This is a genomic window from Rhizobium sp. 21-4511-3d (assembly GCF_053522545.1).
In genome coordinates, this window is sequence record NZ_JBNWCF010000007.1 from 314812 (window position 1) to 337459 (window position 22648).

A 22648-nucleotide genomic window follows, 5' to 3' on the forward strand; every position below is an offset into this window, starting at 1 on the left:
TTACGCGCTCAGACCGCCGAACAGCGTCGGCATGTCGAGCGGGCGGAAGCCATAGTGGTTCATCCAGCGGACATCGGCATTGAAGAAGTCGCGCAGGTCCGGCATGCCGTATTTCAGCATGGCGATGCGATCGAGGCCCATGCCCCAGGCAAAGCCCTGATATTCGTCCGGATCGAGGCCGCCATAGCGCAGCACGTTCGGGTGGACCATACCGCAGCCGAGGATTTCCATCCAGTCGGTGCCTTCGCCGAACTTGACGATCGGGCCAGAGCGGTCGCACTGAATGTCGACTTCGAAGGACGGTTCCGTGAACGGGAAGAAGGACGGGCGGAAACGCATCGTCACGCTGTCGACCTCGAAGAAGGCCTTGCAGAATTCTTCGAGCACCCAGCGGATGTTGGCGACATTCGCCTTCTTGTCGATGACCAGACCCTCGACCTGATGGAACATCGGCGAGTGCGTGGCGTCGGAGTCCTGGCGATAGGTCTTGCCCGGGATGATGATACGGATCGGCGGCTTCTGCGCTTCCATGGTGCGCACCTGCACCGGCGAGGTATGCGTGCGCAGAACCTTGCGCTCGCCCTTCTCATCCGGATTGAAGAAGAAGGTGTCGTGCATCTCGCGGGCCGGATGGCCCTCAGGGAAGTTCAGGGCCGTGAAATTGTAATAGTCGGTTTCGACATCCGGCCCTTCGGCGATCGAGAAGCCCATGTCGCCAAAGATCGCGGTGATTTCATCAACGATCTGGCTGATCGGATGGATGCGGCCGCGCTCGGCGGGCGAGGAACGGACCGGCAGGCTGACGTCGACCGTCTCGGCCTTCAGGCGGGCGTCGATCGCCACGCGCTTCAGGTCCGCCTTGCGGCTGGTGATCGCGTCGGTCACAACGGTCTTCAGCGCGTTGATGGCGGCGCCGCGCGTCTGGCGCTCTTCCGGCGACATGGTGCCGAGCGTCTTCAGGAGCTCGGAGACGGAGCCCTTCTTGCCGAGCGCTGCAACGCGCACCGCTTCGATAGCAGGCTCGTCCGCGGCGGCGGCGACATCGGCCAGGAGTTGCTTTTCCAGAGTTTCGAGTTCGGTCATCTTTTCCTGCCTTGCGGGCGTCAATTGCTTCAGGAAGCGTGTTTCAAATAGCTGGTGGCCATGATGAACTGCCGCAGATCACTACCCATGTGAACGCGGCCAATCAACCGGGCTAACCATAAAAAGGCGCCCAGAAATCCGGTGAGTTTGCGCAACTCGGCAACGGCGGCGGCCGGAGCAGCAGCGGACCATGCCTCGAAGGCGCGATCGTGGGTCTTCTTGCCGAGACGGGCGCGGCTGGCGAGCTGGAGAAAGAGTAGCCAGACGTCACGTGCCTGCGCAACCGCGAGCGGCATGACGGTGTCCGGCTCTTCCTCGAAATCGAGAAAACCGATGCGGCCATCCTTTATGAACATGTCGCGTGGGAATGGGCGGCCGTGACAGAGACCCTTCTGATGCAGGCGGCCAAGCTCCTCAGCACAAAGAACAAGAATCTGGTCGTGGGCTTCGGCCTCCTCGCGACCGAGCTGCCTCAGCTGCTGGCCGACAGTCAGGCCGACATCGCCCAGAACCACAGCCGAACCGGACGCATAGATGAGCGGCGCGGTCGGGACGTCGCTGGCTGCAAACTGCGCGCCGCGGCGCACCTCGCGCTCGGCCATCGCCTCGTCGGGAAGCGCAGGGGACGGGCGCAGGAACGGCGCACCGATCAGGTTGGCGATCATCCGCTGCAGCACGATCCAGCGCGAGGAGCGCTCCGTACCGTAGCGCTTGATCCAGACGGCGCCCTGCGAGAGTGGAACACGCTCGACCCTCGTCGAGCCAGACAGCAGGGCGGCGAGCAGGACCGGGATGTCCTCCTCGCTCAGGCCGCTTCCGGCTTTCAGATTGTCGATCGCATCTGCCACGTTCCCGCGACTCCCGCTGTCATAACCACAAATAAAAACCCGCGCCAGCTAGCCAGCGCGGGTTTGAAAACATCGAAACTGAGGTTCGATAGCGCCGGCTTACTTGACCGTCGCTTCAAACTCGTTCGTGGTACCGGCTTCCTTGAGGTACTCGAGGGCCTTCTTGGAGGCCTTGACGAGCGCGCCGAATGCTTCCGGCTCATGGATTGCTATATCGGAGAGAACCTTACGGTCAACTTCGATGCCAGCCTTGTTCAGGCCGTCGATGAAGCGGCCGTAGGTCAGGCCGAATTCGCGGACAGCAGCGTTGATACGCTGAATCCAGAGCGCACGGAAGTTGCGCTTGTTGACCTTGCGGTCGCGGTAAGCGTACTGCTTGGCGCGATCAACGGCAGCCTTTGCGGTACGGATGGTGTTCTTGCGGCGGCCGTAAAAGCCCTTTGCTGCCTTCAGAACCTTCTTGTGCTTGGCATGGGCGGTAACGCCTCTTTTTACACGTGCCATTTCATGATCTCCTTAAATCTAAAGCGTTCGCGGAATAGTCTTAGAGACCGTTCGGCAGGTAGTTCTTCACGACCTTGCGGCCATCGGGTTCAGCCAGAACCATCGTGCCACGTGCATCGCGAATGAACTTGTTGCTACGCTTGATCATGCCATGGCGCTTGCCAGCAGCGGCAGCCTTGACCTTGCCAGTTGCGGTGATCTTGAACCGCTTCTTGGCAGCAGACTTCGTCTTCATCTTGGGCATTTTGCTACTCCGTTTCTGTCCTCCCTGCGTATTTCAAAGAAACCCTCAAGCGATGCCCGGAAACCGGCCGTCGCAACAAGGTGCGGGAGCGTTTGTTGTTGATCTGCGGCACCGGTGACGAAACCTGTCCGCAAGCATTCGAAACTGCCACGGCATGCCCTGCCGGTCAGTTCGGACGCGCGCTTATACCCGCAGTGTCATGAAAGTGCAACGGGGCGGCCTGCGGAATCTTGCGCTTCGGTTGCCGGGGCCAAATTCTTCGGCGCAGGCAGGGCTAGCGCCACTTCCAAGCCGCCGAGATCAGACCGGGACAGGACGATCTTGCCGCCATAGGCTTCGGCGATATCGCCCGATATGGCAAGCCCGAGGCCCGAGCCGGCATGGGCGTCATCTACGCTGACGCCGCGCTTCAGCATCATCGCATAGTTTTCGGGTGCGGCACCAGGGCCATCGTCGCCGACGCGGAGGATGATGGCTTCGCCCTCCTTTGCCGCGGAAACATCGATGCGCGAGCGGGCGAAGCGGACGGCATTGTCGAGAATATTGCCCATCGCCTCGGCCACATCCGCGGGGTCCGCCTCGATCGTCAGAGTGGGATCGATATCGACTTTCCAGCCGATCCCCTTACCGTCGGTAACCGGTGAAAGAACACTGACAAGCTTTCCTGAAATGCCGAGAAGCGAAGTCGTCGCCATCCGCTCGACACCCATGCGCGCTGCCTGCAGCTGGCGGTCGGCGCGCTGGCGGACGAGCTCGATCTGCTGCAGGGCCGTATCCCTCTTATCCTCGGGCAGGCTTTCCACGAGATGCGAGAGCACCGTCAGCGGCGTCTTCAATCCATGCGCCAAGTCGCTTGCCCGGGAGCGGGCACGTTCGACGGCGGTTTCGCGTTCGGCAAGCAGCAGATTGATTTCGTTGACGAGCGGGCGGACCTCGCTCGGCCCCTCGGAGCCAATGTGAGCGCTGCGGCCGGCACGGATATTTGCGACTTCATTGCGCAGCCGCACCAGCGGCTTCAGGCCGATCAGACCCTGCAGGAAAGCGGCTGCGAGCAGCAGCAGACCGGTCGCGGCCAACATCAGCTGAAGCGGACGGTGATAATTCGAGAGCGAGCTCTCCATCTCGTCTTTCGAGAAGGCGGTGTAGATAGTGAAGCTCTTGCGGGCATCGCCCTCGCCCACCGACATTGCCTTCACCGTCACCAGGATCGTCGCGCCATCCGGTCCCTCGGCTTCGTGGAAGCCGCAATAGAGATCCTTGGAAAGGCTAGCCGTGGTCAGTTCTTCATCCCACAGCGATCGCGATCTCAAGGGCGACGCACCGGGATCATCAGGCGTTATCTGCCAGTAGCGACCACCCGCCGGCGTCTGAAAGCGCGGATCGGAGGGCTCGCTCACCAATGAGAGCGCGCCGTTTTCGATCGCAAGGCGGGCGCCGAGCGCATCGGAAACCGCGGCCATCTCATTGGCATACTGGTCGGCCAGATAATCCTCGAAGAGATGGCCGAGCACGAACCAGACCAGCGCAAGGGCAACCGCAATGGCGACAAGGGCTCCTGCAGCGAGACGGAAGCGCAGCGACTTCGTCATCGCGCTTTTCCCGGCAGGACGTAGCCGAAGCCGCGGCGCGTCTCTATGGCGTTGCTATCGGTCTTCTTGCGCAGCCGCGCCACCATCGCCTCCACGGCATTCTTGGCGGCATCGTCGTCGCGGCCCTGGACCTGGCTGGCGAGCTCGGCAGGGGTGAGCACAGCGCCCGGCCGGTCAATGAACAGCGAGACCATGCGATATTCGAGGGGGCTGAGATCCAGTTCGCGGCCATCAAAGGTGACGCGGCGGGCCTGTTCATCAAGTGTGAAACGGTCCGCGGATTTCACCCGCGGCTGCACGCGGCCGGCACGCCGCAACAGGGCGCGGAGACGTGCAAGCAGCTCCTCGCTGCGGAAAGGCTTGGGCAGATAATCGTCGGCTCCGGCATCGAAACCGTCGACGCGCTCCATCCAGGAGCCGCGAGCCGTCAGCACGAGAACCGGCGTTTCCACGCCATTCGCCCGCCAGCGCTTGAGGATCGACAAACCATCCATGCCGGGCAGACCGAGATCGAGCACGATCGCTGCATAGTCACCGGTTTCGCCCTGCTCCCATATTTCGGGGCCGGAGCTCAGCGTCTCGACGAGGTAACCCTCGCGGCCAAAGGTTTCGGCAAGGTGGACAGCGATATTGGCGTCGTCTTCGGCAAGCAGGATTTTCATCGGTCACTTGTCCCCGATCACTTCGCCGCTGCGGGCATCGACACGCAGCGTTCGGATAGTGCCTCTGCCGTCCCGAAACTTCAGCTGATAGACGTCGCTGAACAGCGAGCGGCTGAGGCTGACATCGATGACGCGGCCATAGCGGCGGGCGTCGATCTTCTGCAGCAGCGACTTGAGGGGCAGGATGCGGCCCTCGCGAACGGCGTCGCGGGCGCGGTCATAATCGGACCGGCCAGAGCCGGAGCTGCCGCCACTACCGCTGCTTCCGCTGCCGCCGTGATCATCTCCGCCGCCGTCGTCATCGCCCCCGCCATGGCCGCTGTGATCATCGCCGCCATCATGACCGGAGCTGCCGGAGCCTGAATTCGAGCCCGAGCCGGAAGAGCCGCTCGATCCGCTGCTGCCAGAGCTGCCGCTGCCCGAACTGTCACTGCCGCCATCTTTCGCGGCTACCTCATAGGCAGGCGCAGAGGCCGCCAGGAGGACGGCGGCCGACAGCAAGAGAGCGGTCAATCTGCGGCGGGTGAAATACATTCTTGGTCCGGACCTCATGTACGGCTGATAAACTGAACGCTTCGCCCCTCCCGCACAAGGGCGCTTGTCGCCATCTGCAAACGGCTGATGCTCCGCCGGCAAGCGGCGGAGCATCGATCTTCCGGGGCGGGCGGAAGAACCAGGCATTTACGGCGTTGCCGCGGGCCTGATGGAGACATCCGTGATCGGACCGGGATTACGGATGGCATCGGAGCGATGCGGTTTCACTTCGACGGTCTGAACGCCGTGTTCGTTTTCGACCTCGACTTCCAGCCGGCGTCCCAGCTGGTCAACGGCGATTAGCGAGCCATTCAGCAGGCCCTGAAGGCTGGTTGCTGAGACGGAAAGGGTGACGCGGGGACGATCGCTGCCATCATTGTCGCGGCCGCGGCGGCCGTTGTCATCGGTGCCGGCGGCAGCCGACCGGCCGCCATGGCGGTCGCCACCATTGTCGTCGGCGCCGGAGTCATCGTTGCCACGGCCATGGCCGCTATTACTGCCGCTGCTGCCGCCATGATCGTCTCCGCCGGAATCGTCGCTGCCGCCGCGGCCGGAACTGCCGCTGCCACCGTCATGGCCGCCGCGGGCATAGGCGGCGGACGAGAGGAGCGAAGATCCGGCAGGCTGCAAGGCAGGCAAAGCAGCGGCCAGTGCCAGCGCCGCGGCTGACACCATCATGATCTCTTTAAGACGAAGGGCCATGATCGTTTCCTTTCCATCCGTGTTTCGATGGAAGGAGAATGGCATTGCGACGCTGACAGCGCGCTGAGCGCTTCTGTCAGCGTTCTGTCAGAAAGCCCCAAAAACACAAAAGCCGCCCTTGCGGACGGCTTCGATGCATCCTGATGGACCGCGCTCACTTGGGCGCGAGCACCATCATCATCTGGCGGCCTTCGAGCTTGGGCTCGGCTTCGACCTTGGCGAATTCGGTCGTGTCGGCCTTTACCTGCTGAAGCAGCTTCATGCCGAGTTCCTGGTGAGCCATTTCGCGGCCACGGAACTTCAGTGTCACCTTGACCTTGTCGCCTTCTTCGAAGAAGCGGCCCATCGCCTTCATCTTCACCTCATAGTCATGGGTGTCGATGTTCGGGCGCATCTTGATTTCTTTGACTTCGACGATCTTCTGCTTCTTGCGCGCCTCGGCGGCCTTCTTCTGGTTCGCGTATTTCAGCTTGCCCAGATCGAGGATCTTGCACACAGGCGGTTCGGCATTGGGGGAAATTTCCACCAGGTCGAGACCGGCTTCTTCAGCCATCTTCAGGGCCTGATCGGTGGGCACGATGCCCAGGTTCTGTCCTTCTGCGTCAATCAGCTGAACACGGGGTATGCGAATTTCCCGGTTCGAGCGCGGCCCTTCCTTAACGGGCGCGTCGGCTTTAAAGGGTCTGCGAATGGTCGTACTCTCCTCGAGTTGTTGAATGTTGCAGCTCGTACTCCCACGGGGGCACAAACGGGGTCTCGTTATCGCTGCAACGGAGTCAGTAGCACGCTTTAGCGGAAAAATCACCTGCTGTCAGCCTGTCAAGAATCTGTTTTATAGGCTCAAACGATAGGAGTTCCGCCATGTCCGAGATGCAAAACGCCCCCGACCCGCAGTTTCTCTCCGTCGGCGACGGCGATGCGAGCCGCCAGATTGCGTTCATCCTGCGTGAAGCAAGCCGCGCCCAAGGTGCTCCGACGCTCGTCTGGCTCTCCGGTTACCGTTCCGACATGAGCGGCACGAAGGCGATCGAACTCGACCGCCTGGCGGCCGAAATGGGCCTGGCCTGCCTGCGTCTCGACTATTCGGGGCACGGGCTTTCCGGCGGCGAATTCCGGGACGGCACGATCTCGCGCTGGCTCGAGGAGGCGCTGGCCGTCGTCCATCATGCCAATCCGAAACGCATCATCGTCGTCGGTTCGTCGATGGGCGGCTGGATCGCCCTGCGGCTGGCGCAGGAACTCGGCAAGCATGCCGATGGACCGAAGCTCGACGGCATGGTGCTGATCGCCCCCGCCCCCGACTTCACCTCCGAGCTGATCGAGCCGCACCTGACAAAGAAGGAACGGGCTTCGCTGGAAGAGCGCGGCTATTTCGAAGAGAAGTCGGAATACAGCCCCGAGCCCAATATCTATACGCGGGCGCTGATCGACGACGGGCGCGCCAACCAGGTGCTGACGGGGATCATCGAAACGGGATGCCCAGTGCATATCCTGCAGGGCATGAAGGACCCGGATGTGCCCTATGCGCATGCGATGAAACTGATCGAGCACCTGCCGTCCGACGATGTGGTGCTGACCTTCGTGCGCGATGGCGATCACCGCCTTTCGCGGCCGCAGGATATCGAGCGGATGCTCGCCGCAGTGACGGCGCTCGTCCGTCAATAGGTCCGTTCGAACGTTCTAATAGTATCTCCGGTTGAGAGAGCGCCACGCAAGCCCGCCTTCTGTGGCATTTTAACCATGTCCGAGAGTTGTAATTCCCTACCAAGAAGTAACGATTGACTCCTGAGCCCCCTCCCCGTTAACTCTTTGTTAATAAATACAAGGGCGATGCAGGGAATACGGGCGTGCGTATCAAGGGTTACCTCGTGGCCATGATGGCCATGCTAGCGATGTCTTCGGCCGCCTTGCCGGCTTCGACTTCCAACCTGTCCATGGTGACGGGTGGAGCGACATCGCAGCCAATCGGTCATTACGATTTCTGTCAGATTCATCGTGACGAATGCGGCCCGAACCGCAATACGGCGACCATGCAGATGACGCCCGACCAGTGGACGCTGGTGCGCTCCGTCAACACGACCGTCAACACCACGATCAAGCCGATGACCGACAAGGAAATCTACGGCAAGGACGAGGTCTGGGCCTATCCGACGACGGCCGGCGACTGCGAAGACTATGCGCTGCTGAAGCGCCGCATCCTGATCCAGCGCGGCTTCTCGCCTGCAAACCTTCTGATGACCGTCGTGCGCAAGCCTGACGGCGAAGGCCATGCCGTGCTGACGCTGCGGACGACCGAAGGCGACTTCATCCTCGACAACCTGGCGACCAATGTGAAGCCGTGGTTCGACACCAACTATTCCTTCATCAAGCGCCAGTCGAGCTACAATGCCGGGCGCTGGGTCACCATCGAGAACGGCCGCGACGTTCTCGTCGGCGCCCTGCAGTAAGCAGACCGATTTCAGCAAAAAGGCCGGCATTTGCCGGCCTTTTTTTCGTTTCAGGGTTTAGTTCGTTCAGCCATTGCCGATCAGGATGCCGGCACCGAGCACGAGGCCGCCACCGACGACGACCTGGAAGGCGGCCCTCAGGAACGGCGTTTCCATATACTTGTTCTGGATGAAGGCGATTGCCCAGAGCTCGAAGAAGACGACGACGGCAGCGGTGATGGTCGCGGTCCAGAAATGCGGGATCAGATAAGGCAGCGCGTGGCCGAGACCGCCGAGCGCCGTCATGATGCCGCAGGCCAGGCCGCGCTTGATCGGCGAGCCGCGGCCGGAAATCTTGCCGTCGTCATGCGCCGCTTCGGTAAAGCCCATCGAGATACCGGCGCCGACGGAGGCCGAGAGACCGACCAGGAAGGTCTGCCAGGTATCCTGCGTCGCGAAGGCGGCTGCGAAGATTGGCGCCAGCGTCGAGACCGAGCCGTCCATCAGGCCGGCAAGACCGGGCTGCACATAGGTCAGCACGAACTGGCGGCGGGCGCCCTCGTTTTCCTCTTCCTTGACGCTGTCGGGCGTGTGCTTGTCGCCGAGCATGCGGGCGATGTCTTCGTGGCCCTGTTCGGCCAGGGCGAGATCGCCGAGAAGCTGGCGCGTCGAGGCATCCGATGTCTGCTTTGCCGCCTCGACGTAGAAGCGGTAGGCCTGCTCTTCCATCGCCTCGGTTTCCTGGCGCATGGCATCAAGTGTCAGGTTCTTGCGCAACCAGTCGGGCTTGCGATCGTAGAAGCCCTGCACGTGCTCGCGGCGGATCAGCGGGATACGCTCGCCGAAACGCTGGCGGTGGATCTCAATCAGCGACTTGCGATGAGTACTCTCGACCTCGGCCATATCCTCGAAAACCTTGGCGCTGGCGGGAAACTGATCCTTCAGCTGGTCGGCATAGGCGAGATAGATGCGGGCATCGTCTTCTTCCGAGGCGATGGCGAGTGCCAGAATTTCCTGTTCCGACAATGATTTAAAAGAACGCTTCTGCGATCTGAAAAGGCGCGCCAACATGGCAATGCTCCATAACTTAGAATTATTCTAAATCTAAAGTGCTACGACCCACCGGTCAAGGCTGGAGGGGCGGGATTTGACAGATTGCCGCAACCGGGCCTTCCCTGCTTTAGTCTCGCGGTTGCAACGCCTATATGAAGGGCGCCGCAGATGCGGCAGAGCCGGGGTGGTTTCTGAGATGAGCAATGAATTGCAGGGCCGCGCTGCACATGTCGCGGCAATCCGCGAGCGCGCGGAAGCGGATATGAAGGCGATCGGTATCGACGAGGCCTTCGTCAGCAAGCTGGTCGATACGTTCTATGGCCGTGTTCTGGAGCATCCGGAACTCGGGCCGGTGTTCGACGCGCGGCTTTCCGGCCGCTGGCCGGAGCATATGGAAAGGATGAAGAGCTTCTGGTCCTCGGTCGCCTTCCGCAGCGGCGCTTACGGCGGAAAGCCTGTACAGGCGCATGTGGGCGTCGCCAACCTGACGCCGGAGCTCTTTCCGAAATGGCTGGCGCTGTTTTCCGCGACGCTCGACGATATCGCTCCGAACCCGGAGGCGAAGGCCTGGTTCATGGCGACGGCCGAGCGCATCGCGCGCAGCTTGACGCTGTCGCTGTTCTACAATCCGGCGATCGACGATCCGAGCCTGAAACGGGCCTGATCAGCTCTTGGCCGACATGAAGGTGGCGCCGGCGCTTGCGGCAACGACGAGCGCCGTTCCCATCATCTGCAGCAGCGTCATCGGCTGCATCAGGATGATAAAGCCTGCCAAGGCGCCAATCGCCGGCTCGAGGCTCATCAGAATGCCGAAGGACGCCGTGGGCATGCGCCGCAGCGCGATCATTTCAAGCGTATAGGGCAGCAGCGGCACGAGGATGGCGAGGCCTGCCATCTCGATCAACCCGAAGCCGTCGAGCTTTGGCACGGCACCCATGAAACCGAACGGCGTTGCGACGACGGCGGCAACAAGGAGAGACATCGACAGTCCCTCCAGCCCCTTAAAGGCGGCGCCGACCTTTTTCGTCAGCAGGATATAGATCGCCCAGCCCGTTCCGGCCCCGGCGGCGAAGAGGACGCCGGGCAGGTTGCCCACCCAGCCCTCGCCGTCATAAGCCAGAAACAGAACGCCCGCGGCCGCAATGACCGGCCAGATCAGGCGGCGCGTCAGCCCGTAGCCGAAGGTTGCCACCGAGAGAGGCCCCAGAAAATCGATCGCCACGGCAAGGCCGAGCGGGATGCGCTGGATCGAGGCGAAAAAGGATATGGTCATCAGCGCCGTCGTCGTGCCGAGGACGAGCGCACTGATCCACTGTTCGCGGCTATATCTGAGAACCGGCGGACGGACGACCAGCGCGAGGATCAACGCCGCAAAGACCAGACGCAGCCAAGACGCACCGGCCGGGCCGTAGGCGGCGATTGCAGGCGCGGAAAGGGCTGCACCGAACTGGATCGACGACATGGAGAGCAGGCACATCAGAGCGCCCGATGCGACGCTTCCCGATGACGGAGCCGCCTCGCCGCCATTCACCACCGTATTGTCAGGCTGTGCGCCCATGATCCCTCTCCCGATTTGCGCCCTGCTTACGGCGATGGGGCGCGCGGGACAAATTCAAACTTCTGATGGAAAGGGTCAGCGGACTTGATGGCTAGGGCCAATCGACTGAATGTCGATCGGTCCTAGAGGTGGCGCCGTTCGTCGAGCGCTTCCTCGGCCTCTTCCCGCTGCATGGCGAAAATCCGCTTGCCGAGCTCGAAACTGAAGCCGGCGCGGGCGAAAGCCGAGAGTTCCTTCGTCTGGCGCTTCTCGTCGAGCTCGCATTTGCGGAATGGCCCGAAGGCGCGTTTGCGGGCGAGAACCAGCGCTGCGTAGAAATCGTCGGCTTCGGCTACGGCCGCCGCCACCGTCGCCTTGGCGACGCCTTTCTGCGACAGCTTCTGGGCGATGGCGCGCTTCGACTTGCCGCTGCGCATGCCGGAGCGCGTTCCGATCTCGGCATAGGCGGTGTCGTCGATCGCCTTGTTGTCATAGGCGAAATTGACGGCGGAATCGGCGAGCGCCTTGACCTGCGCCTCGCTGATATCCTCGAACTTCTCGCGCGCCTTTCGGGCGATCGCGTCGTAAAGCTGCTTTTCCGTATGCATGCGCCGTTCGAGCCGATAGATCGCCGAATTGCGCGCCCATGAAAACATGCGCGGCGTCGGAATATCGGATGCTGGCGTTTCCTCGTCCAAGCCGGCTAAGCCTCCAGGCCCTTCAAGACATTGGCGACGTTGAGGCCGATCTCGGGCACGCCATAGCCCCCCTCCATGCAGGTCAGCACCGGCAGACCGGATGCGGCGATCATCGCGCCCATGCGGGTGAAGTCATCGGAATTCAGCTTGAAGAAGGAAATCGGATCGCGCTCGAACGTATCGACACCGAGCGACACGACGATGGCTTCGGCGCCGAAAGCCTTGATGCGTGTCAGCGAATCCGCAAGAGCCGCCGCCCATTCGCTCCAGGCCGTTCCGCGCGGCAGCGGATAGTTGGCATTGCTGCCCTCTCCGGCACCCTCGCCGGTTTCATCGGCATAGCCCCAGAAATACGGGAAGGCATCGGCCGGTTCACCATGCAGCGAGGCGAAGAATATATCGCCGCGGCGGTAGATGATATCCTGCGTGCCGTTGCCGTGATGGAAATCGACATCGAGGATCGCTACCTTCTTGGCGCCGAGATCAAGCAGGCGCTGCGCCGCGACGGCAGCATTGTTGATGAAGCAATAGCCGCCGAAGAGATCGATACCGGCATGATGGCCGGGCGGGCGGCAGAGCGAAAAGGCAAAACGGTTTCCAGCATTCAGCCAGTCGGCGCCGGTGACCGCACATTGCATCGAGGCGACAGCCGCCTGATAGGTACCGTCGGTAATCGCCGTTTCGGCAGCATTGGCATAATAGCCGAGCAGCGCGTCGATATCGTTGGGAATCCGGAGCGTCGAACGGCGAACCGGAAAGGATGTCGGGATCGCCTCGCCTGCCGCACCCGTCGCCTTCCACATGTCCCAGGCCTTTGACAGGAATTCGAGATAGCCGCGGTCATGGACCTTCATCGCGGTTTCGAGACCATGACGCTCGGGCGCCACGACATCGGCAAAACCCGCAGCCTTCACGGCATCGAGAATCCACTCCGCACGAAACGGCCCTTCGAAGGGCGTGACCAGCTGCCCATTGTGCAGCTCCGTCTTCGCGTCACGCAGCTTGTGATCTTCGGAATAAATGACGCGCATCGTGCGGTATCCCCTGTTCGTTGTCCGGATAAGGCGCGGCGAAGCGCCGATTCGTCAATGGCTTCAGCGCCTCACGCAGCGACCCGTTTGTAAAACAGCGTCGTGGCGCAGTAGCCGCCATCGGGCCAGAGGGCATAATCCGGGATGACGCCGGCGCGTTCCCAGCCGAGGCGGGGGTAGATGGCTTCGGCATCGCTGCCGGTTGCCGTGTCGAGCACCAGCAGATGCTTGCCGTGGCGGGCCGCTTCCTGTTCGATCGCCTCCATCAAGAGCCGCGCGATGCCCTTGCCGCGAGCGGAGCGGTGGACGAGCAGCTTCTTCAGGTCGCCGCGATGCGGTTGGTTGGGCATGGAGGCGAAGCCGACCTGGACGGTGCCGACCACGCGGCCATCGATTTCGGCGATGGCAAGCAGATTGGCTCCGGCCTCGACGGACTCCACGACGCCTTGCCAATAGGGCAGCGCATCGGCCGCGGTGTAGGGCTGCATGAAGCCGACGGAGGCACCGCCTTCGACGCAATCGGCGAGCACCTCGCAGAGATCGGGAATGGCGGCGCGGGCCTCAGTGGCGTTCAAGATGCGGATGGCGGACATGGTATTCTCCTGAGACATCATCGCGTGCTGCGGCTGAGCACGACGCAATAGCGGGCGGGCTTGCTGGTTGGATTGTGGAAGACGTGACCCTCGCCGACAGGCATGAAGAGGCAGTCACCGGCGAAGAGGCGGTGAACCTTCTCGCCCGCCGTCATCTCCATTTCGCCTTCGAACACCCAGATATGCTGGGTCATGCCATGGCTTGCGGCATGGGGCGGGAAGCTGACGCGGGCGCCGGGCGGAAACTCGACATCGACGATATCGACCTCCGAAGCGGTGCCGGGCGGCGAGACGGAGCGTCTGACATAACCGGTCTCCGGATCGCGCCAGACCTGCTGCTCGTGGCGGCGGGCGAGAGGCGAGGCATCTTCGTCCTGCCCGGCGAAGAAGGTCGAGAGCGACAGGCCAAGCGCGGCGCAGACGCGCGCCAGCAGCGATGCAGTCGGGCTCGCCTCGGCGCGCTCGATGCGCGAGATCATCGCCCGGCTGACGCCGGAGCTGGTGGCGAGATCATCCAGCGTCAGCCCCTTTTCCAGCCGGAGCTTGCGGATCCTGGCGCCGATGGCGGCTTCGAGTTCGTCTTCCATTCGATCCCCCAATTTCTACTATAAGAGAAATACAGGATCTAATGATGGAATCAAGAGGCATTCTGCGGCGCAACTTATCCTAAACAAAGTCCTGCTTTTCCCCTATGCGACAAGGGAAGGCGCTGCTATATGGCGCCCATGAGCACCAATTCGACGACTCCGCTTTCCCATATCCGCAATTTCTCGATCGTGGCCCATATCGACCACGGCAAATCGACGCTTGCCGACCGCCTGATCCAGACGACGGGCGGACTTGCCGAGCGCGAGATGTCCGAGCAGGTTCTGGACAACATGGATATCGAGCGCGAGCGCGGCATCACCATCAAGGCCCAGACCGTGCGTCTGCACTACAAGGCCAAGGATGGCGAGACTTATATCCTGAACCTGATCGACACGCCCGGCCACGTCGACTTCGCCTACGAAGTCTCGCGCTCGCTGTCGGCCTGCGAAGGTTCGCTGCTCGTCGTCGACGCGTCGCAGGGCGTCGAGGCGCAGACGCTCGCCAACGTCTATCAGGCGATCGACAACAACCACGAGCTCGTCACCGTCCTCAACAAGATCGACCTGCCGGCGGCCGAGCCCGACCGCATCAAGGAACAGATCGAGGAAGTGATCGGCATCGACGCTTCGGAAGCCGTGCTGATTTCGGCCAAGACCGGCCTCGGCATCCCCGACGTTCTCGAAGCCATCGTCCAAAAGCTGCCGGCGCCGAAGAGCCCGGGCGGCGAGAAGGCACCGCTGAAGGCGCTGCTCGTCGACAGCTGGTACGACACCTATCTCGGCGTCATGGTTCTGGTGCGCGTCATCGACGGCGTCCTGACCAAGGGTCAGACCGTCCGCATGATGGGCACGGATGCCAAATACCAGGTGGAGCGCGTCGGCGTACTGACCCCGAAGATGGTCAATGTCGACAGCCTCGGCCCCGGCGAGATCGGCTTCATCACCGCCTCGATCAAGGAAGTGGCCGATACCCGCGTCGGCGACACGATTACCGAAGACAAGCGCCCAACGGCGCAGGCGCTGCCGGGCTTCAAGCCGGCACAGCCGGTCGTCTTCTGCGGTCTCTTCCCGGTCGATGCGGCCGACTTCGAGGACCTGCGCGCTGCCATGGGCAAGCTGCGCCTCAACGATGCGTCCTTCTCGTTCGAAATGGAATCGTCCGCGGCTCTCGGCTTCGGCTTCCGCTGCGGCTTCCTCGGCCTGCTGCATCTGGAAATCATCCAGGAACGCCTGGAGCGCGAGTTCAATCTCGACCTGATCGCCACCGCTCCGTCGGTCGTCTACAAGCTGACGATGACGGACGGCTCGGAGCGCGAACTGCATAACCCCGCCGACATGCCCGACGTTGTCAAGATCTCGGAAATCCAGGAGCCCTGGATCAAGGCGACGATCCTGACGCCCGACGATTATCTCGGCGGCATCCTGAAGCTCTGCCAGGACCGCCGCGGCATCCAGACCGAGCTGACCTATGTCGGCACGCGCGCCATGGTGACCTATGAGCTGCCGCTCAACGAAGTCGTCTTCGACTTCTACGACCGCCTGAAGTCGATCTCCAAGGGCTACGCCTCGTTCGACTACCATCTGGCAGGCTATCGCGAGGGCAACCTCGTCAAGCTGTCGATCCTCGTCAACGGCGAGCCGGTCGATGCGCTTTCCATGCTCGTTCACCGCACCTCCGCTGAAAAGCGCGGCCGTGACATGTGCGAGCGGCTGAAGGACCTGATCCCGAAGCATATGTTCAAGATCCCGATCCAGGCCGCGATCGGCGGCAACGTCATTGCACGCGAGACGATCTCGGCGCTACGCAAGGACGTGACGGCCAAGTGCTACGGCGGCGACGCCACCCGCAAGCGCAAACTTCTGGAAAAGCAGAAGGAAGGCAAGAAGCGCATGCGCCAGTTCGGCAAGGTGGAAATCCCGCAGGAAGCGTTTATCGCTGCACTCAAGATGGGCGACGAGTAATCATCCGCTTCGGCTGGGTGCGACAGGGGAGGCTCGCGCCTCCCTTTTTGTTTCGCCACGTTGTGCTCGGTCAGTGATTGCGGCATAAATTCGTGGTCAGGCAAGATTGCGCCATTCTGTTTTCGAGTTGTGCCATGGCTACAGATAAGCAGCACCCGGAAACGGACGAAGTACCAATCGCAAGCCGCGCGACAAGCGATGATGCAACGCTTCCTCGTGAAGAACGAAGGCGGCTCTGGCTCATCGAAAATGCAGAGGCGATCGCGGAAGAGAACGCGTACGTCGAGAAGCACGGACTACCACTGGCGCGCTACCGCACGTTCTAGATCTCCTGCGCCATATATTCCTTCACCAACCCCTCATAGGCATCCATCTCCGGCAGCGCCGGATAGCTATGCCTGGCGCCGGTCTCGGCGAAGGCAAGCTTCTCGCTCGTCCAGGTCTCGATGAAGGGGGTGAACCAGCCGAGATCGTCGAGCATGGTCGGCCGGACGTTGACGAACCAGTCCATGCCTTCGGGCCTGGTGAACATCCAGGTCATGCAGTTCGGGCAGAAATAGTGGTGGGCCTCCGGGCCGTGCAGGCCGCCGATGACGGGTTCGCCCTTGGTCACCTCGAAGCCTTCCGTGGGAACGGCGGCGCTCAGCGAATAGGCGCTCGACGACATCTTCTGGCAGCCTGTGCAGTGACAGGCCATGGTTAGCAGCGGCTTGGCACTGATCTTCAGCCGCACCTGGCCGCAACGGCAACCGCCCTCCCAGGGCAACGCGTTCTCGCTCATCCTATCCTCCTGTTGTCTTTCTGATCTAGGCCGGCAAAGCGACGCTTCCAGCGCTAGTCGCGCCTGACCGGCCGGGCCGGGTTTCCGACGACGGTTGCGCCTGCCGCAACATCCCTCGTCACGACGGAACCCGCGCCGACAATGGCGCCATCGCCGATCGTGACACCGCCCAAAATGATCGCGCCGCCGCCGATCCAGACATCGCGGCCGATCGTCACCGGACGGGCGATCTCTATGCCCTGGCTGCGCAACTCGGCATCCCTGTGATGGTCGGCGCAATAGATCTGCACGCCGGGGCCAAGCATCGAGCGATCGTCGATGCTGACACTGCCGGAATCGAGAATGGTGCAGCCGGCATTGAGATAGACGCGCTCGCCGAGGCTGAGATTGATGCCATAGGAGCAGTGGAACGGCGCTTCGATGAAGGCGCTGTCCGCGACCTCGCGGAAGAGCGCCCTGAGTGCCGGTGCCATCATGCCGCGCTCATCCGGCGGCATCGTGTTGTGCTGATGCACAGCGCGCCGGGTCTCGACGCGCAGAGCATCGAGCTCGGCATCCAGGCAGCAATACCATTCGCCCGCCGCCATCTTTTCGGCTTCGCTCGCCATGTTCAGGCGCTCAGGCGGCTATCGGCAGCATCCTGCGCCTCAACAGACGGCCTGATCGTGCGCACGAAGGCGCGGGCGAGCGCCAGGCCGGCACGATCGGCATCGGCGGAATATCTGGCCGATGTCTGCGGGAAACGCTCATGCCAGCCGGGCTCGAGCACCTCGGCCAACTCGCGAAACTCAACATTCCAGCGATCGACAACGGACGAATCCGCCTCGAAATGAAACTGGGCGCCGTAGACGGCCCTGCCGATCCGGAAGCACTGGTTCGGCACGGCTTCCGTCGATGCCAGCCGCACGGAACCGGCGGGCAGCGTGAACGTGTCGGAATGCCACTCGAAAATCCGAAAAGCGTCTCCGAGATCCTCGAACAGGGGATCGGCCCGGCCTTCGCCGGTCACGTCGACAGGCTTCCAGCCGAATTCGCGGGTGCCGTTCAGGATGTTTTCTCCGCCATAGCCGCGCGCTAGAACCTGGCTGCCGAGGCAGATGCCGAGAACGGATTTTTCAGCGTCGCCGTAGCTTCGCATCAGGGCGGCGAGTGCGGGGAGATAGGGATAGTCTGCGTCGTCGACGGCGCTCTGTTCGCCGCCGAGCACGACGAGCGCATCATAGGCCTCCGGGCCGGCCGGCAGTGCGCCATCGCTCCACGGGCGATACCAGTCGATAGCGGCGCCAGCCTCGGCAAGGGCAGTGCCCAGCGCGCCGATATGGGTGTTCGGCATGTTCTCGACGACGGCAACCCGCATCATTCTCTCCTCGATTCCATGGCCGAGTGTGACCATGCGCCGACCGGCTATGCAAGCGGCAAGATTGCGCGCTTCTGACGAAACTCCTAAACCGGAGCAAAGGCGAAAGGAAACTCCCCATGACTGAAAAGGCCCGCGTCACCATTCTCTACTGCACCCAGTGCAACTGGCTGCTGCGCGCCGGCTGGATGGCGCAGGAGCTGCTGCAGACCTTTACCGACAGCCTCGGCGAAGTGGCACTCATTCCCGGAACCGGCGGCAATTTCGAGATCCGCGTCAACGGCGACCTGATCTGGGAGCGCAAGCGCGACGGCGGGTTTCCGGGACCGAAGGAACTGAAGCAGCGGGTGCGCGACGTCATCGAGCCCGGCCGCGATCTCGGCCATACCGACCGCGCCTCGCTGGAAAGCTGAGGTTCAGTCGAAGGGCGAATTACAGGTGCGGTAGATGCCCTGATAGGTGACGAAGCGATCGGTTTTCGGATTGTAGGTCCGGTACTGATTGCGGCACCACTCGACATGCATCCGCGGATCCTTGGCGGCGGGGCGCAAGGTGCGAATCGGCGGCGGATCATAGCTGAGCTGCGGACGCGCCTGCGTCCTCGGCTGATAATAGGTCGGCCCCCTCGCCGTCGGCGGCCGGTAATTCGGCTGCACATAGGCCGGGCGGTGCCATTGCCGCGGCCCGAAGCCGAAGCAGCCGCGATAGTCGCAATAGGTCGACTGCGTGTTGACGACCGGGCCTCGCCCCGACAGCTGGCCGAATGCCGGCTCTGCCTTGGCAGCAAGCGGCATGAGGAGGGCGATGGAGGCGATCACGGCACTGCGCAAAGCGGACATGGATGATTCCTTTCCCATCACTTTTATATAGGCAACGCGCGCTCCAAGAAAATCCAGGTGCCGAAAAACTGGCAATCAGTTCGCCGTGAATGCGGTTCTGCGGGGATCGTCACAATCTTTTTTGCCGACTGTCAGGAAAACTTCAAAAAGCCAGTTGACAGTCGGAGGCCACCCCCGTACATGGCTCTCCGTCGCCCAGATGGCGGAATTGGTAGACGCGCCAGCTTCAGGTGCTGGTACCCGAAAGGGTGTGGAGGTTCGAGTCCTCTTCTGGGCACCATTCCATTTTGATCGCTAGCCTGATCAAATACTTAAGCCTTTCCAAAAAGTTGCGCATTGGATACCTTGTAACAAAGGTCAGTAACAATGCGCTTGCGATTGGTTAGTCCGATGGTCGGGAAAGGCTCTTCAAACGCCTACTTTGTAAAGCGAATACCGGCCGACATTGGGCCCATGCTGGTGGGGCAGACACTGCTCATTCCGGTAGGGGATTCGACTATATCCTTCACGGTCACCGCCAGCACGCAGAGCATCCGTTTTTCGCTCGGCACCTCCGACCCCTCTTCCATTCGCCTTAGGCAAGCTCAGGCTGTCGCCTACGTGGAAAACTTCTTCGCCAATACCCGCGCAGGGAAACCCACAGACCTAACGGCGAAGCAGATCGCCAGCCTTGCTGGGGAGGTACACGCGGCGTGGGCCGAGGATAGTGATTCTTCCATTCGACTAACCGTTTCGCCGGACACTGGAACTATAGATACCGACCACCTGACAGATCCCGACCTGGTGATGGAATGGGACGGCATCGAGCAAGAGTTGGCAGAGCGGGCCTCCACGGACCCAACCTTCTTCGATCAGCCAGCCGGGGGGCAAAGGCTCGATCAACTGTCTGAACGCCTAGGCAGGAGCAAAGGCATACCTGCGCTATCCGAGCGATCGAAGGCCCAGCTCACTGCGAAGCTGCCGCAAGCCGTCGCCGATGGGATGAAAACCGCAGCTAGAAAGCTGACTGGCGATTATTCTCCCGATCCCAAGCTGCCCAATTACCCTGAATGGCAAGACGCTTCGATAACGGCTGCCCCAGCCTCAACGGCAAGGGTTTCACTCACCGGCCTTGTTGCCCTGTGGTGGATTGAGGCCAAGGCTGCTGGGAAGTCAGAGAGCACGCGAGAAAGCTACACCAGGACGTTCAAAGCATTCAGCACGTTCTTGAAGCACGATGATGCAACGCGGGTCACACCAGAAGACGTAGTCGCCTTCAAAGACCATCGGCTTTCGACGCCTAATCCCAAGACCGGCAAACCCGCTTCAGCAAAGACCGTAAAGGCCAGCGACTTGACGGCTCTCAAATCCGTCTTCGATTGGGCGGTCGCAAACCGCAAGCTCACTGCTAATCCAGCATCCGGCGTTGTACTGAAGTTGGGAAAGAAGAAGAAGGTCAGGGAAAGAGACTTTACGAATGCCGAGGCCAAGGCACTGCTATCGGCCGCCAACAACGTCCTGATTGGCAAGGCTAAGCCAAATCAGACCGATTTCGCCAAGCGCTGGATTCCGTGGCTATGCGCCTATTCGGGAGCCCGAGTTGGTGAGCTTGTGCAACTCCGTAAGGAAGACTTCGTTGAAGATGCGGCTACCGGTGCTTGGGTTATGACCCTTACGCCAGAAGCTGGCACTGTAAAGGGCAAGGAGTTTCGAGAGGTACCGCTACATCCTCATCTCATCGAAATGGGATTCACGGAGTTCGTTAAGACGGCTTCTGACGGCTATCTTTTCATGACCATCAAGCCGGGCAAATCGTTCCTCGGTGTCTGGCAGAGCAAAAAGAACCGACTGGCAGAGTTTGCTCGCGAGTATGTAAAAGATCCAAACGTTGCCCCCAATCACGGGTGGCGACACACCTTCAAGAGCCTGGGCTTTGAGGCAGGCATACAGGAGAAGGTATTGGATGCGATATGTGGACACGCTCCGGCAAGCACTGGGCGAGCCTACGGGAGTGTAAGTTTGAAAACCAAGGTGGACGCCATGGCGGTTTTCCCTCGGTTCCAACTATAGAACGACGAGAAGGCGATTTTGGTAGCGATGGACAATCCTTTGGTCGCCGAGACCAAGACAGCAGGGTGGACTGACGCCGAACTGCGAGCATGCGTGGCCGCCTACCGCGACATGCAGCTGGCAGAGAGCCGTGGGCAGCGGGTGAACAAAACGGCGAAGCGCAATGAGGCGCTAGCCGGTCCTTTGTCAGATCGATCGGCTCCGTCATATGAATTTCGGATGTCGAATATTTCGGCCGTGCTAGATGGTCTGGGTTTGCCGTTGCTAAGTGGCTATCAGCCGCGCCGCAACGTTGGCCCCGCCGTCACCGCAAAGCTGATTGCAATAATCAATGACATCTGGGGACGGGAGCAGACACTCGAAGCCCCTACCTCCGATCCCGAGAGTCTTGCCGTCCGGGTGAGATCAGCGAAAACCAAAATCGTTCGGGGTATCCAGGGCACGCCGCCAACCAATGCACGAAGCGGCGTCAAGGTAACCGGTACGTCTCAGCGCTTTGTCCGCGACCCCAATGTGATCGCATGGGTTCTCTTTAAGGCTGAGGGGCGCTGCGAGGCATGCGATACGCCTGCGCCGTTCCTCCGTGAGGATGGGGAGCCATACCTCGAAGTTCATCACGTCCGGCCGTTAGGAGAGGGTGGCCCAGATAGTGTGGACAACACGATAGCGGTATGTCCAAGTTGTCACCGGCGCTTCCATCATGGGGCGGATCGAGCAAGGTTCCGACGCGCAACTTTGCGAGCAATCAGCCGCTTGGTGGACTACCCTGAACTTCAGACGGCAATTTTGGCACTGTCTGATGCAGCAGAGGACCGGCATTGACACCGCGACTTGGGAAAAACTCGATCTGCAGTTCTGGAGAATGGCACTTGGAAGATCTCAGCGAAAATCAGAAACAAGTCGCCCTTGCGGTGGTCACTGCTGCTACGCCATCTGAGAATCAAGCATTGAGGAGTTGGCTCTCCGAGCTACTGACAATCAGAAACTCCAAGACAAACTCCATCTCCAAGGCTAAGCAAGCGCTCACTGTCACGGCGCAAAGCAAGGTCATCTGGCCCGTCATCCAGATCATCGCGAAGCAGGTCAAAAAGCGAGGCTGGGATGACAGATCCAAATCACAGCGATTCGGCATCGGGGGTGTCGCGGTTGGCGTGGCCCTCTTTGGGGGTCAGAGTGCCGGAATTGCTGCGCTGGGCACCGCCGTTGGGGTTCCGCTTTGGGTCGTGCTCGGTGCTGGCTCGATGTTCGCACAGCATTTGTATTCCGAACTGGTCGGCTCCGCTACTGCCCCAGAGGCGCGATCGCAAGGTGGCGACGAGACTGATGGCAAAAGTTACAAGACAATCGATTTGAAGCGAGCGGACTACGATAATTAAATGCCATCAGCGGGCCGGGTCTAAGAGCGCGATAGGCTGAATGCTCCGGTCCCTATCCCGCTCGCACTAGAGCAAGCTTGCGAGTAGGTCCAACGTAAGCGCTGTTTTCAGGCCACGGCTTTGAGTTCGTGCCTTGCGGCATAGGTCCACGGCAGCAGGTCGTCGATTTGGCTATTTGGATGGCCGTTGGCGA

General features: G+C 61.4%; 28 protein-coding genes and 1 tRNA gene. 10 read left to right on the top strand and 19 right to left on the bottom strand.

The window, feature by feature from the left end; translation table 11 throughout:
* The 9 genes from pheS to infC all read right to left on the bottom strand — a co-directional run bounded on the left by pheS (position 1) and on the right by infC (position 6857).
* Positions 1–1083 carry a phenylalanine--tRNA ligase subunit alpha gene (gene pheS / locus ACQZ5H_RS17825; RefSeq protein WP_112713949.1) on the bottom strand — a complete coding sequence of 361 codons (1083 nt, stop codon included), beginning with the start codon at positions 1081–1083 and terminating at the stop codon, positions 1–3.
* A gap of 29 nt (positions 1084–1112) precedes the next feature.
* Positions 1113–1931, bottom strand: a complete 819-nt coding sequence (locus tag ACQZ5H_RS17830) for a serine/threonine protein phosphatase (protein WP_449098561.1) — start codon at positions 1929–1931, stop codon at positions 1113–1115.
* A 99-nt stretch (positions 1932–2030) separates the two neighbouring features.
* Positions 2031–2435, bottom strand: a complete 405-nt coding sequence (gene rplT, locus ACQZ5H_RS17835) for a 50S ribosomal protein L20 (protein ID WP_449098562.1) — start codon at positions 2433–2435, stop codon at positions 2031–2033.
* A 40-nt stretch (positions 2436–2475) separates the two neighbouring features.
* The gene (gene rpmI, locus ACQZ5H_RS17840) at positions 2476–2679 is read right to left on the bottom strand and encodes a 50S ribosomal protein L35 (protein WP_056816455.1); all 204 of its coding nucleotides are present in this window, start codon (positions 2677–2679) and stop codon (positions 2476–2478) included.
* A 197-nt stretch (positions 2680–2876) separates the two neighbouring features.
* Complete coding sequence (locus ACQZ5H_RS17845; protein WP_449098563.1) at positions 2877–4268, bottom strand: ATP-binding protein; 1392 nt, start codon at positions 4266–4268, stop codon at positions 2877–2879.
* Positions 4265–4930 (bottom strand): response regulator transcription factor, encoded by a 666-nt coding sequence (locus ACQZ5H_RS17850; RefSeq protein ID WP_203429767.1) that lies wholly within the window; start codon positions 4928–4930, stop codon positions 4265–4267. Before ACQZ5H_RS17850 ends, ACQZ5H_RS17845 begins: the two co-directional genes overlap by 4 nt.
* Positions 4931–4933: 3 nt before the next feature.
* Complete coding sequence (locus tag ACQZ5H_RS17855) at positions 4934–5464, bottom strand: PepSY domain-containing protein (protein WP_449098564.1); 531 nt, start codon at positions 5462–5464, stop codon at positions 4934–4936.
* 147 nt (positions 5465–5611) lie between these two features.
* The gene (locus ACQZ5H_RS17860; protein WP_449098565.1) at positions 5612–6166 is read right to left on the bottom strand and encodes a hypothetical protein; all 555 of its coding nucleotides are present in this window, start codon (positions 6164–6166) and stop codon (positions 5612–5614) included.
* Between the two features lie 154 nt (positions 6167–6320).
* Positions 6321–6857 (bottom strand): translation initiation factor IF-3, encoded by a 537-nt coding sequence (gene infC / locus ACQZ5H_RS17865; RefSeq protein WP_112714396.1) that lies wholly within the window; start codon positions 6855–6857, stop codon positions 6321–6323.
* A gap of 170 nt (positions 6858–7027) precedes the next feature.
* Between infC and ACQZ5H_RS17870 the strand changes: the two genes are divergently transcribed.
* Both ACQZ5H_RS17870 and ACQZ5H_RS17875 read left to right on the top strand, forming a co-directional pair.
* Entirely contained in the window at positions 7028–7831 is an 804-nt protein-coding gene (locus ACQZ5H_RS17870) for an alpha/beta hydrolase (protein ID WP_449098566.1), read from the top strand.
* Positions 7832–8013: 182 nt separating this feature from the next.
* Complete coding sequence (locus ACQZ5H_RS17875) at positions 8014–8613, top strand: transglutaminase-like cysteine peptidase (RefSeq protein WP_112713965.1); 600 nt, start codon at positions 8014–8016, stop codon at positions 8611–8613.
* A gap of 66 nt (positions 8614–8679) precedes the next feature.
* Here the strand turns inward: ACQZ5H_RS17875 and mbfA are convergent, their stop codons facing one another.
* Positions 8680–9663, bottom strand: a complete 984-nt coding sequence (gene mbfA / locus ACQZ5H_RS17880) for an iron exporter MbfA (RefSeq protein WP_112713967.1) — start codon at positions 9661–9663, stop codon at positions 8680–8682.
* A gap of 178 nt (positions 9664–9841) precedes the next feature.
* Between mbfA and ACQZ5H_RS17885 the strand changes: the two genes are divergently transcribed.
* Positions 9842–10309, top strand: a complete 468-nt coding sequence (locus tag ACQZ5H_RS17885) for a group III truncated hemoglobin (RefSeq protein ID WP_449098567.1) — start codon at positions 9842–9844, stop codon at positions 10307–10309.
* Here the strand turns inward: ACQZ5H_RS17885 and ACQZ5H_RS17890 are convergent, their stop codons facing one another.
* From ACQZ5H_RS17890 to ACQZ5H_RS17910, 5 genes are all read right to left on the bottom strand, one after another.
* The gene (locus ACQZ5H_RS17890; RefSeq protein WP_130279304.1) at positions 10310–11203 is read right to left on the bottom strand and encodes an EamA family transporter; all 894 of its coding nucleotides are present in this window, start codon (positions 11201–11203) and stop codon (positions 10310–10312) included.
* 122 nt (positions 11204–11325) lie between these two features.
* A complete protein-coding gene (gene recX / locus ACQZ5H_RS17895; RefSeq protein WP_449098568.1) occupies positions 11326–11880 on the bottom strand; it encodes a recombination regulator RecX in 555 nt (184 codons plus the stop codon).
* Positions 11881–11885: 5 nt separating this feature from the next.
* Positions 11886–12911 (bottom strand): histone deacetylase family protein, encoded by a 1026-nt coding sequence (locus ACQZ5H_RS17900; protein WP_449098569.1) that lies wholly within the window; start codon positions 12909–12911, stop codon positions 11886–11888.
* A 71-nt stretch (positions 12912–12982) separates the two neighbouring features.
* Positions 12983–13504 carry an N-acetyltransferase family protein gene (locus ACQZ5H_RS17905; RefSeq protein ID WP_449098570.1) on the bottom strand — a complete coding sequence of 174 codons (522 nt, stop codon included), beginning with the start codon at positions 13502–13504 and terminating at the stop codon, positions 12983–12985.
* A gap of 17 nt (positions 13505–13521) precedes the next feature.
* Positions 13522–14091, bottom strand: a complete 570-nt coding sequence (locus tag ACQZ5H_RS17910) for a helix-turn-helix domain-containing protein (RefSeq protein WP_449098571.1) — start codon at positions 14089–14091, stop codon at positions 13522–13524.
* Between the two features lie 129 nt (positions 14092–14220).
* Here ACQZ5H_RS17910 and lepA point away from each other — a divergent pair, with 129 nt between their 5' ends.
* Both lepA and ACQZ5H_RS17920 read left to right on the top strand, forming a co-directional pair.
* The gene (lepA, locus tag ACQZ5H_RS17915; RefSeq protein WP_449098572.1) at positions 14221–16053 is read left to right on the top strand and encodes a translation elongation factor 4; all 1833 of its coding nucleotides are present in this window, start codon (positions 14221–14223) and stop codon (positions 16051–16053) included.
* A 134-nt stretch (positions 16054–16187) separates the two neighbouring features.
* Positions 16188–16379: a type II toxin-antitoxin system CcdA family antitoxin gene (locus ACQZ5H_RS17920; RefSeq protein ID WP_413710783.1), complete on the top strand. Its 192-nt coding sequence runs from the start codon at positions 16188–16190 to the stop codon at positions 16377–16379.
* Here ACQZ5H_RS17920 and ACQZ5H_RS17925 read toward each other — a convergent pair.
* Genes ACQZ5H_RS17925 through ACQZ5H_RS17935 form a run of 3 tightly spaced genes read right to left on the bottom strand, consistent with a single transcriptional unit; the run spans position 16376 to position 18191 of the window.
* Positions 16376–16834, bottom strand: a complete 459-nt coding sequence (locus ACQZ5H_RS17925) for a GFA family protein (RefSeq protein WP_130279309.1) — start codon at positions 16832–16834, stop codon at positions 16376–16378. The two genes, ACQZ5H_RS17920 and ACQZ5H_RS17925, sit on opposite strands and share 4 nt — an antisense overlap.
* A gap of 53 nt (positions 16835–16887) precedes the next feature.
* The gene (locus tag ACQZ5H_RS17930) at positions 16888–17442 is read right to left on the bottom strand and encodes a sugar O-acetyltransferase (protein ID WP_449098573.1); all 555 of its coding nucleotides are present in this window, start codon (positions 17440–17442) and stop codon (positions 16888–16890) included.
* 2 nt (positions 17443–17444) lie between these two features.
* Positions 17445–18191 (bottom strand): type 1 glutamine amidotransferase, encoded by a 747-nt coding sequence (locus ACQZ5H_RS17935; RefSeq protein WP_449098574.1) that lies wholly within the window; start codon positions 18189–18191, stop codon positions 17445–17447.
* Between the two features lie 119 nt (positions 18192–18310).
* Here ACQZ5H_RS17935 and ACQZ5H_RS17940 point away from each other — a divergent pair, with 119 nt between their 5' ends.
* Complete coding sequence (locus tag ACQZ5H_RS17940) at positions 18311–18604, top strand: SelT/SelW/SelH family protein (protein ID WP_449098575.1); 294 nt, start codon at positions 18311–18313, stop codon at positions 18602–18604.
* A 3-nt stretch (positions 18605–18607) separates the two neighbouring features.
* On the opposite strand, the gene ACQZ5H_RS17945 is transcribed toward ACQZ5H_RS17940, so the two are convergent.
* On the bottom strand, positions 18608–19030 hold the full coding sequence (locus ACQZ5H_RS17945; RefSeq protein ID WP_112713993.1) for a BA14K family protein: 423 nt from the start codon (positions 19028–19030) through the stop codon (positions 18608–18610).
* Between the two features lie 193 nt (positions 19031–19223).
* Between ACQZ5H_RS17945 and ACQZ5H_RS17950 the strand changes: the two genes are divergently transcribed.
* The 4 genes from ACQZ5H_RS17950 to ACQZ5H_RS17965 all read left to right on the top strand — a co-directional run bounded on the left by ACQZ5H_RS17950 (position 19224) and on the right by ACQZ5H_RS17965 (position 22455).
* Positions 19224–19310: transfer RNA gene (locus ACQZ5H_RS17950), tRNA-Leu, on the top strand.
* Positions 19311–19420: 110 nt separating this feature from the next.
* Positions 19421–21079 carry a tyrosine-type recombinase/integrase gene (locus ACQZ5H_RS17955; protein WP_449098576.1) on the top strand — a complete coding sequence of 553 codons (1659 nt, stop codon included), beginning with the start codon at positions 19421–19423 and terminating at the stop codon, positions 21077–21079.
* A gap of 27 nt (positions 21080–21106) precedes the next feature.
* Complete coding sequence (locus ACQZ5H_RS17960; RefSeq protein ID WP_449098577.1) at positions 21107–21901, top strand: HNH endonuclease; 795 nt, start codon at positions 21107–21109, stop codon at positions 21899–21901.
* A gap of 47 nt (positions 21902–21948) precedes the next feature.
* The gene (locus ACQZ5H_RS17965) at positions 21949–22455 is read left to right on the top strand and encodes a hypothetical protein (protein WP_449098578.1); all 507 of its coding nucleotides are present in this window, start codon (positions 21949–21951) and stop codon (positions 22453–22455) included.
* The last annotated feature ends 193 nt before the right edge of the window (positions 22456–22648 follow it).

Bases quoted from the DNA above. Each gene is read 5' to 3' on its own strand.
- pheS (WP_112713949.1), bottom strand. From the start codon at position 1,083: ATGACCGAACTCGAAACTCTGGAAAAGCAACTCCTGGCCGATGTCGCC.
- rplT (WP_449098562.1), bottom strand. From the start codon at position 2,435: ATGGCACGTGTAAAAAGAGGCGTTACCGCCCATGCCAAGCACAAGAAG.
- rpmI (WP_056816455.1), bottom strand. From the start codon at position 2,679: ATGCCCAAGATGAAGACGAAGTCTGCTGCCAAGAAGCGGTTCAAGATC.
- ACQZ5H_RS17845 (WP_449098563.1), bottom strand. From the start codon at position 4,268: ATGACGAAGTCGCTGCGCTTCCGTCTCGCTGCAGGAGCCCTTGTCGCC.
- ACQZ5H_RS17850 (WP_203429767.1), bottom strand. From the start codon at position 4,930: ATGAAAATCCTGCTTGCCGAAGACGACGCCAATATCGCTGTCCACCTT.
- ACQZ5H_RS17855 (WP_449098564.1), bottom strand. From the start codon at position 5,464: ATGTATTTCACCCGCCGCAGATTGACCGCTCTCTTGCTGTCGGCCGCC.
- ACQZ5H_RS17860 (WP_449098565.1), bottom strand. From the start codon at position 6,166: ATGGCCCTTCGTCTTAAAGAGATCATGATGGTGTCAGCCGCGGCGCTG.
- ACQZ5H_RS17870 (WP_449098566.1), top strand. From the start codon at position 7,028: ATGTCCGAGATGCAAAACGCCCCCGACCCGCAGTTTCTCTCCGTCGGC.
- mbfA (WP_112713967.1), bottom strand. From the start codon at position 9,663: ATGTTGGCGCGCCTTTTCAGATCGCAGAAGCGTTCTTTTAAATCATTG.
- ACQZ5H_RS17885 (WP_449098567.1), top strand. From the start codon at position 9,842: ATGAGCAATGAATTGCAGGGCCGCGCTGCACATGTCGCGGCAATCCGC.
- ACQZ5H_RS17890 (WP_130279304.1), bottom strand. From the start codon at position 11,203: ATGGGCGCACAGCCTGACAATACGGTGGTGAATGGCGGCGAGGCGGCT.
- ACQZ5H_RS17900 (WP_449098569.1), bottom strand. From the start codon at position 12,911: ATGCGCGTCATTTATTCCGAAGATCACAAGCTGCGTGACGCGAAGACG.
- ACQZ5H_RS17905 (WP_449098570.1), bottom strand. From the start codon at position 13,504: ATGTCCGCCATCCGCATCTTGAACGCCACTGAGGCCCGCGCCGCCATT.
- ACQZ5H_RS17910 (WP_449098571.1), bottom strand. From the start codon at position 14,091: ATGGAAGACGAACTCGAAGCCGCCATCGGCGCCAGGATCCGCAAGCTC.
- lepA (WP_449098572.1), top strand. From the start codon at position 14,221: ATGGCGCCCATGAGCACCAATTCGACGACTCCGCTTTCCCATATCCGC.
- ACQZ5H_RS17920 (WP_413710783.1), top strand. From the start codon at position 16,188: ATGGCTACAGATAAGCAGCACCCGGAAACGGACGAAGTACCAATCGCA.
- ACQZ5H_RS17925 (WP_130279309.1), bottom strand. From the start codon at position 16,834: ATGAGCGAGAACGCGTTGCCCTGGGAGGGCGGTTGCCGTTGCGGCCAG.
- ACQZ5H_RS17930 (WP_449098573.1), bottom strand. From the start codon at position 17,442: ATGGCGAGCGAAGCCGAAAAGATGGCGGCGGGCGAATGGTATTGCTGC.
- ACQZ5H_RS17935 (WP_449098574.1), bottom strand. From the start codon at position 18,191: ATGCGGGTTGCCGTCGTCGAGAACATGCCGAACACCCATATCGGCGCG.
- ACQZ5H_RS17940 (WP_449098575.1), top strand. From the start codon at position 18,311: ATGACTGAAAAGGCCCGCGTCACCATTCTCTACTGCACCCAGTGCAAC.
- ACQZ5H_RS17945 (WP_112713993.1), bottom strand. From the start codon at position 19,030: ATGTCCGCTTTGCGCAGTGCCGTGATCGCCTCCATCGCCCTCCTCATG.
- ACQZ5H_RS17955 (WP_449098576.1), top strand. From the start codon at position 19,421: ATGGTCGGGAAAGGCTCTTCAAACGCCTACTTTGTAAAGCGAATACCG.
- ACQZ5H_RS17960 (WP_449098577.1), top strand. From the start codon at position 21,107: ATGGACAATCCTTTGGTCGCCGAGACCAAGACAGCAGGGTGGACTGAC.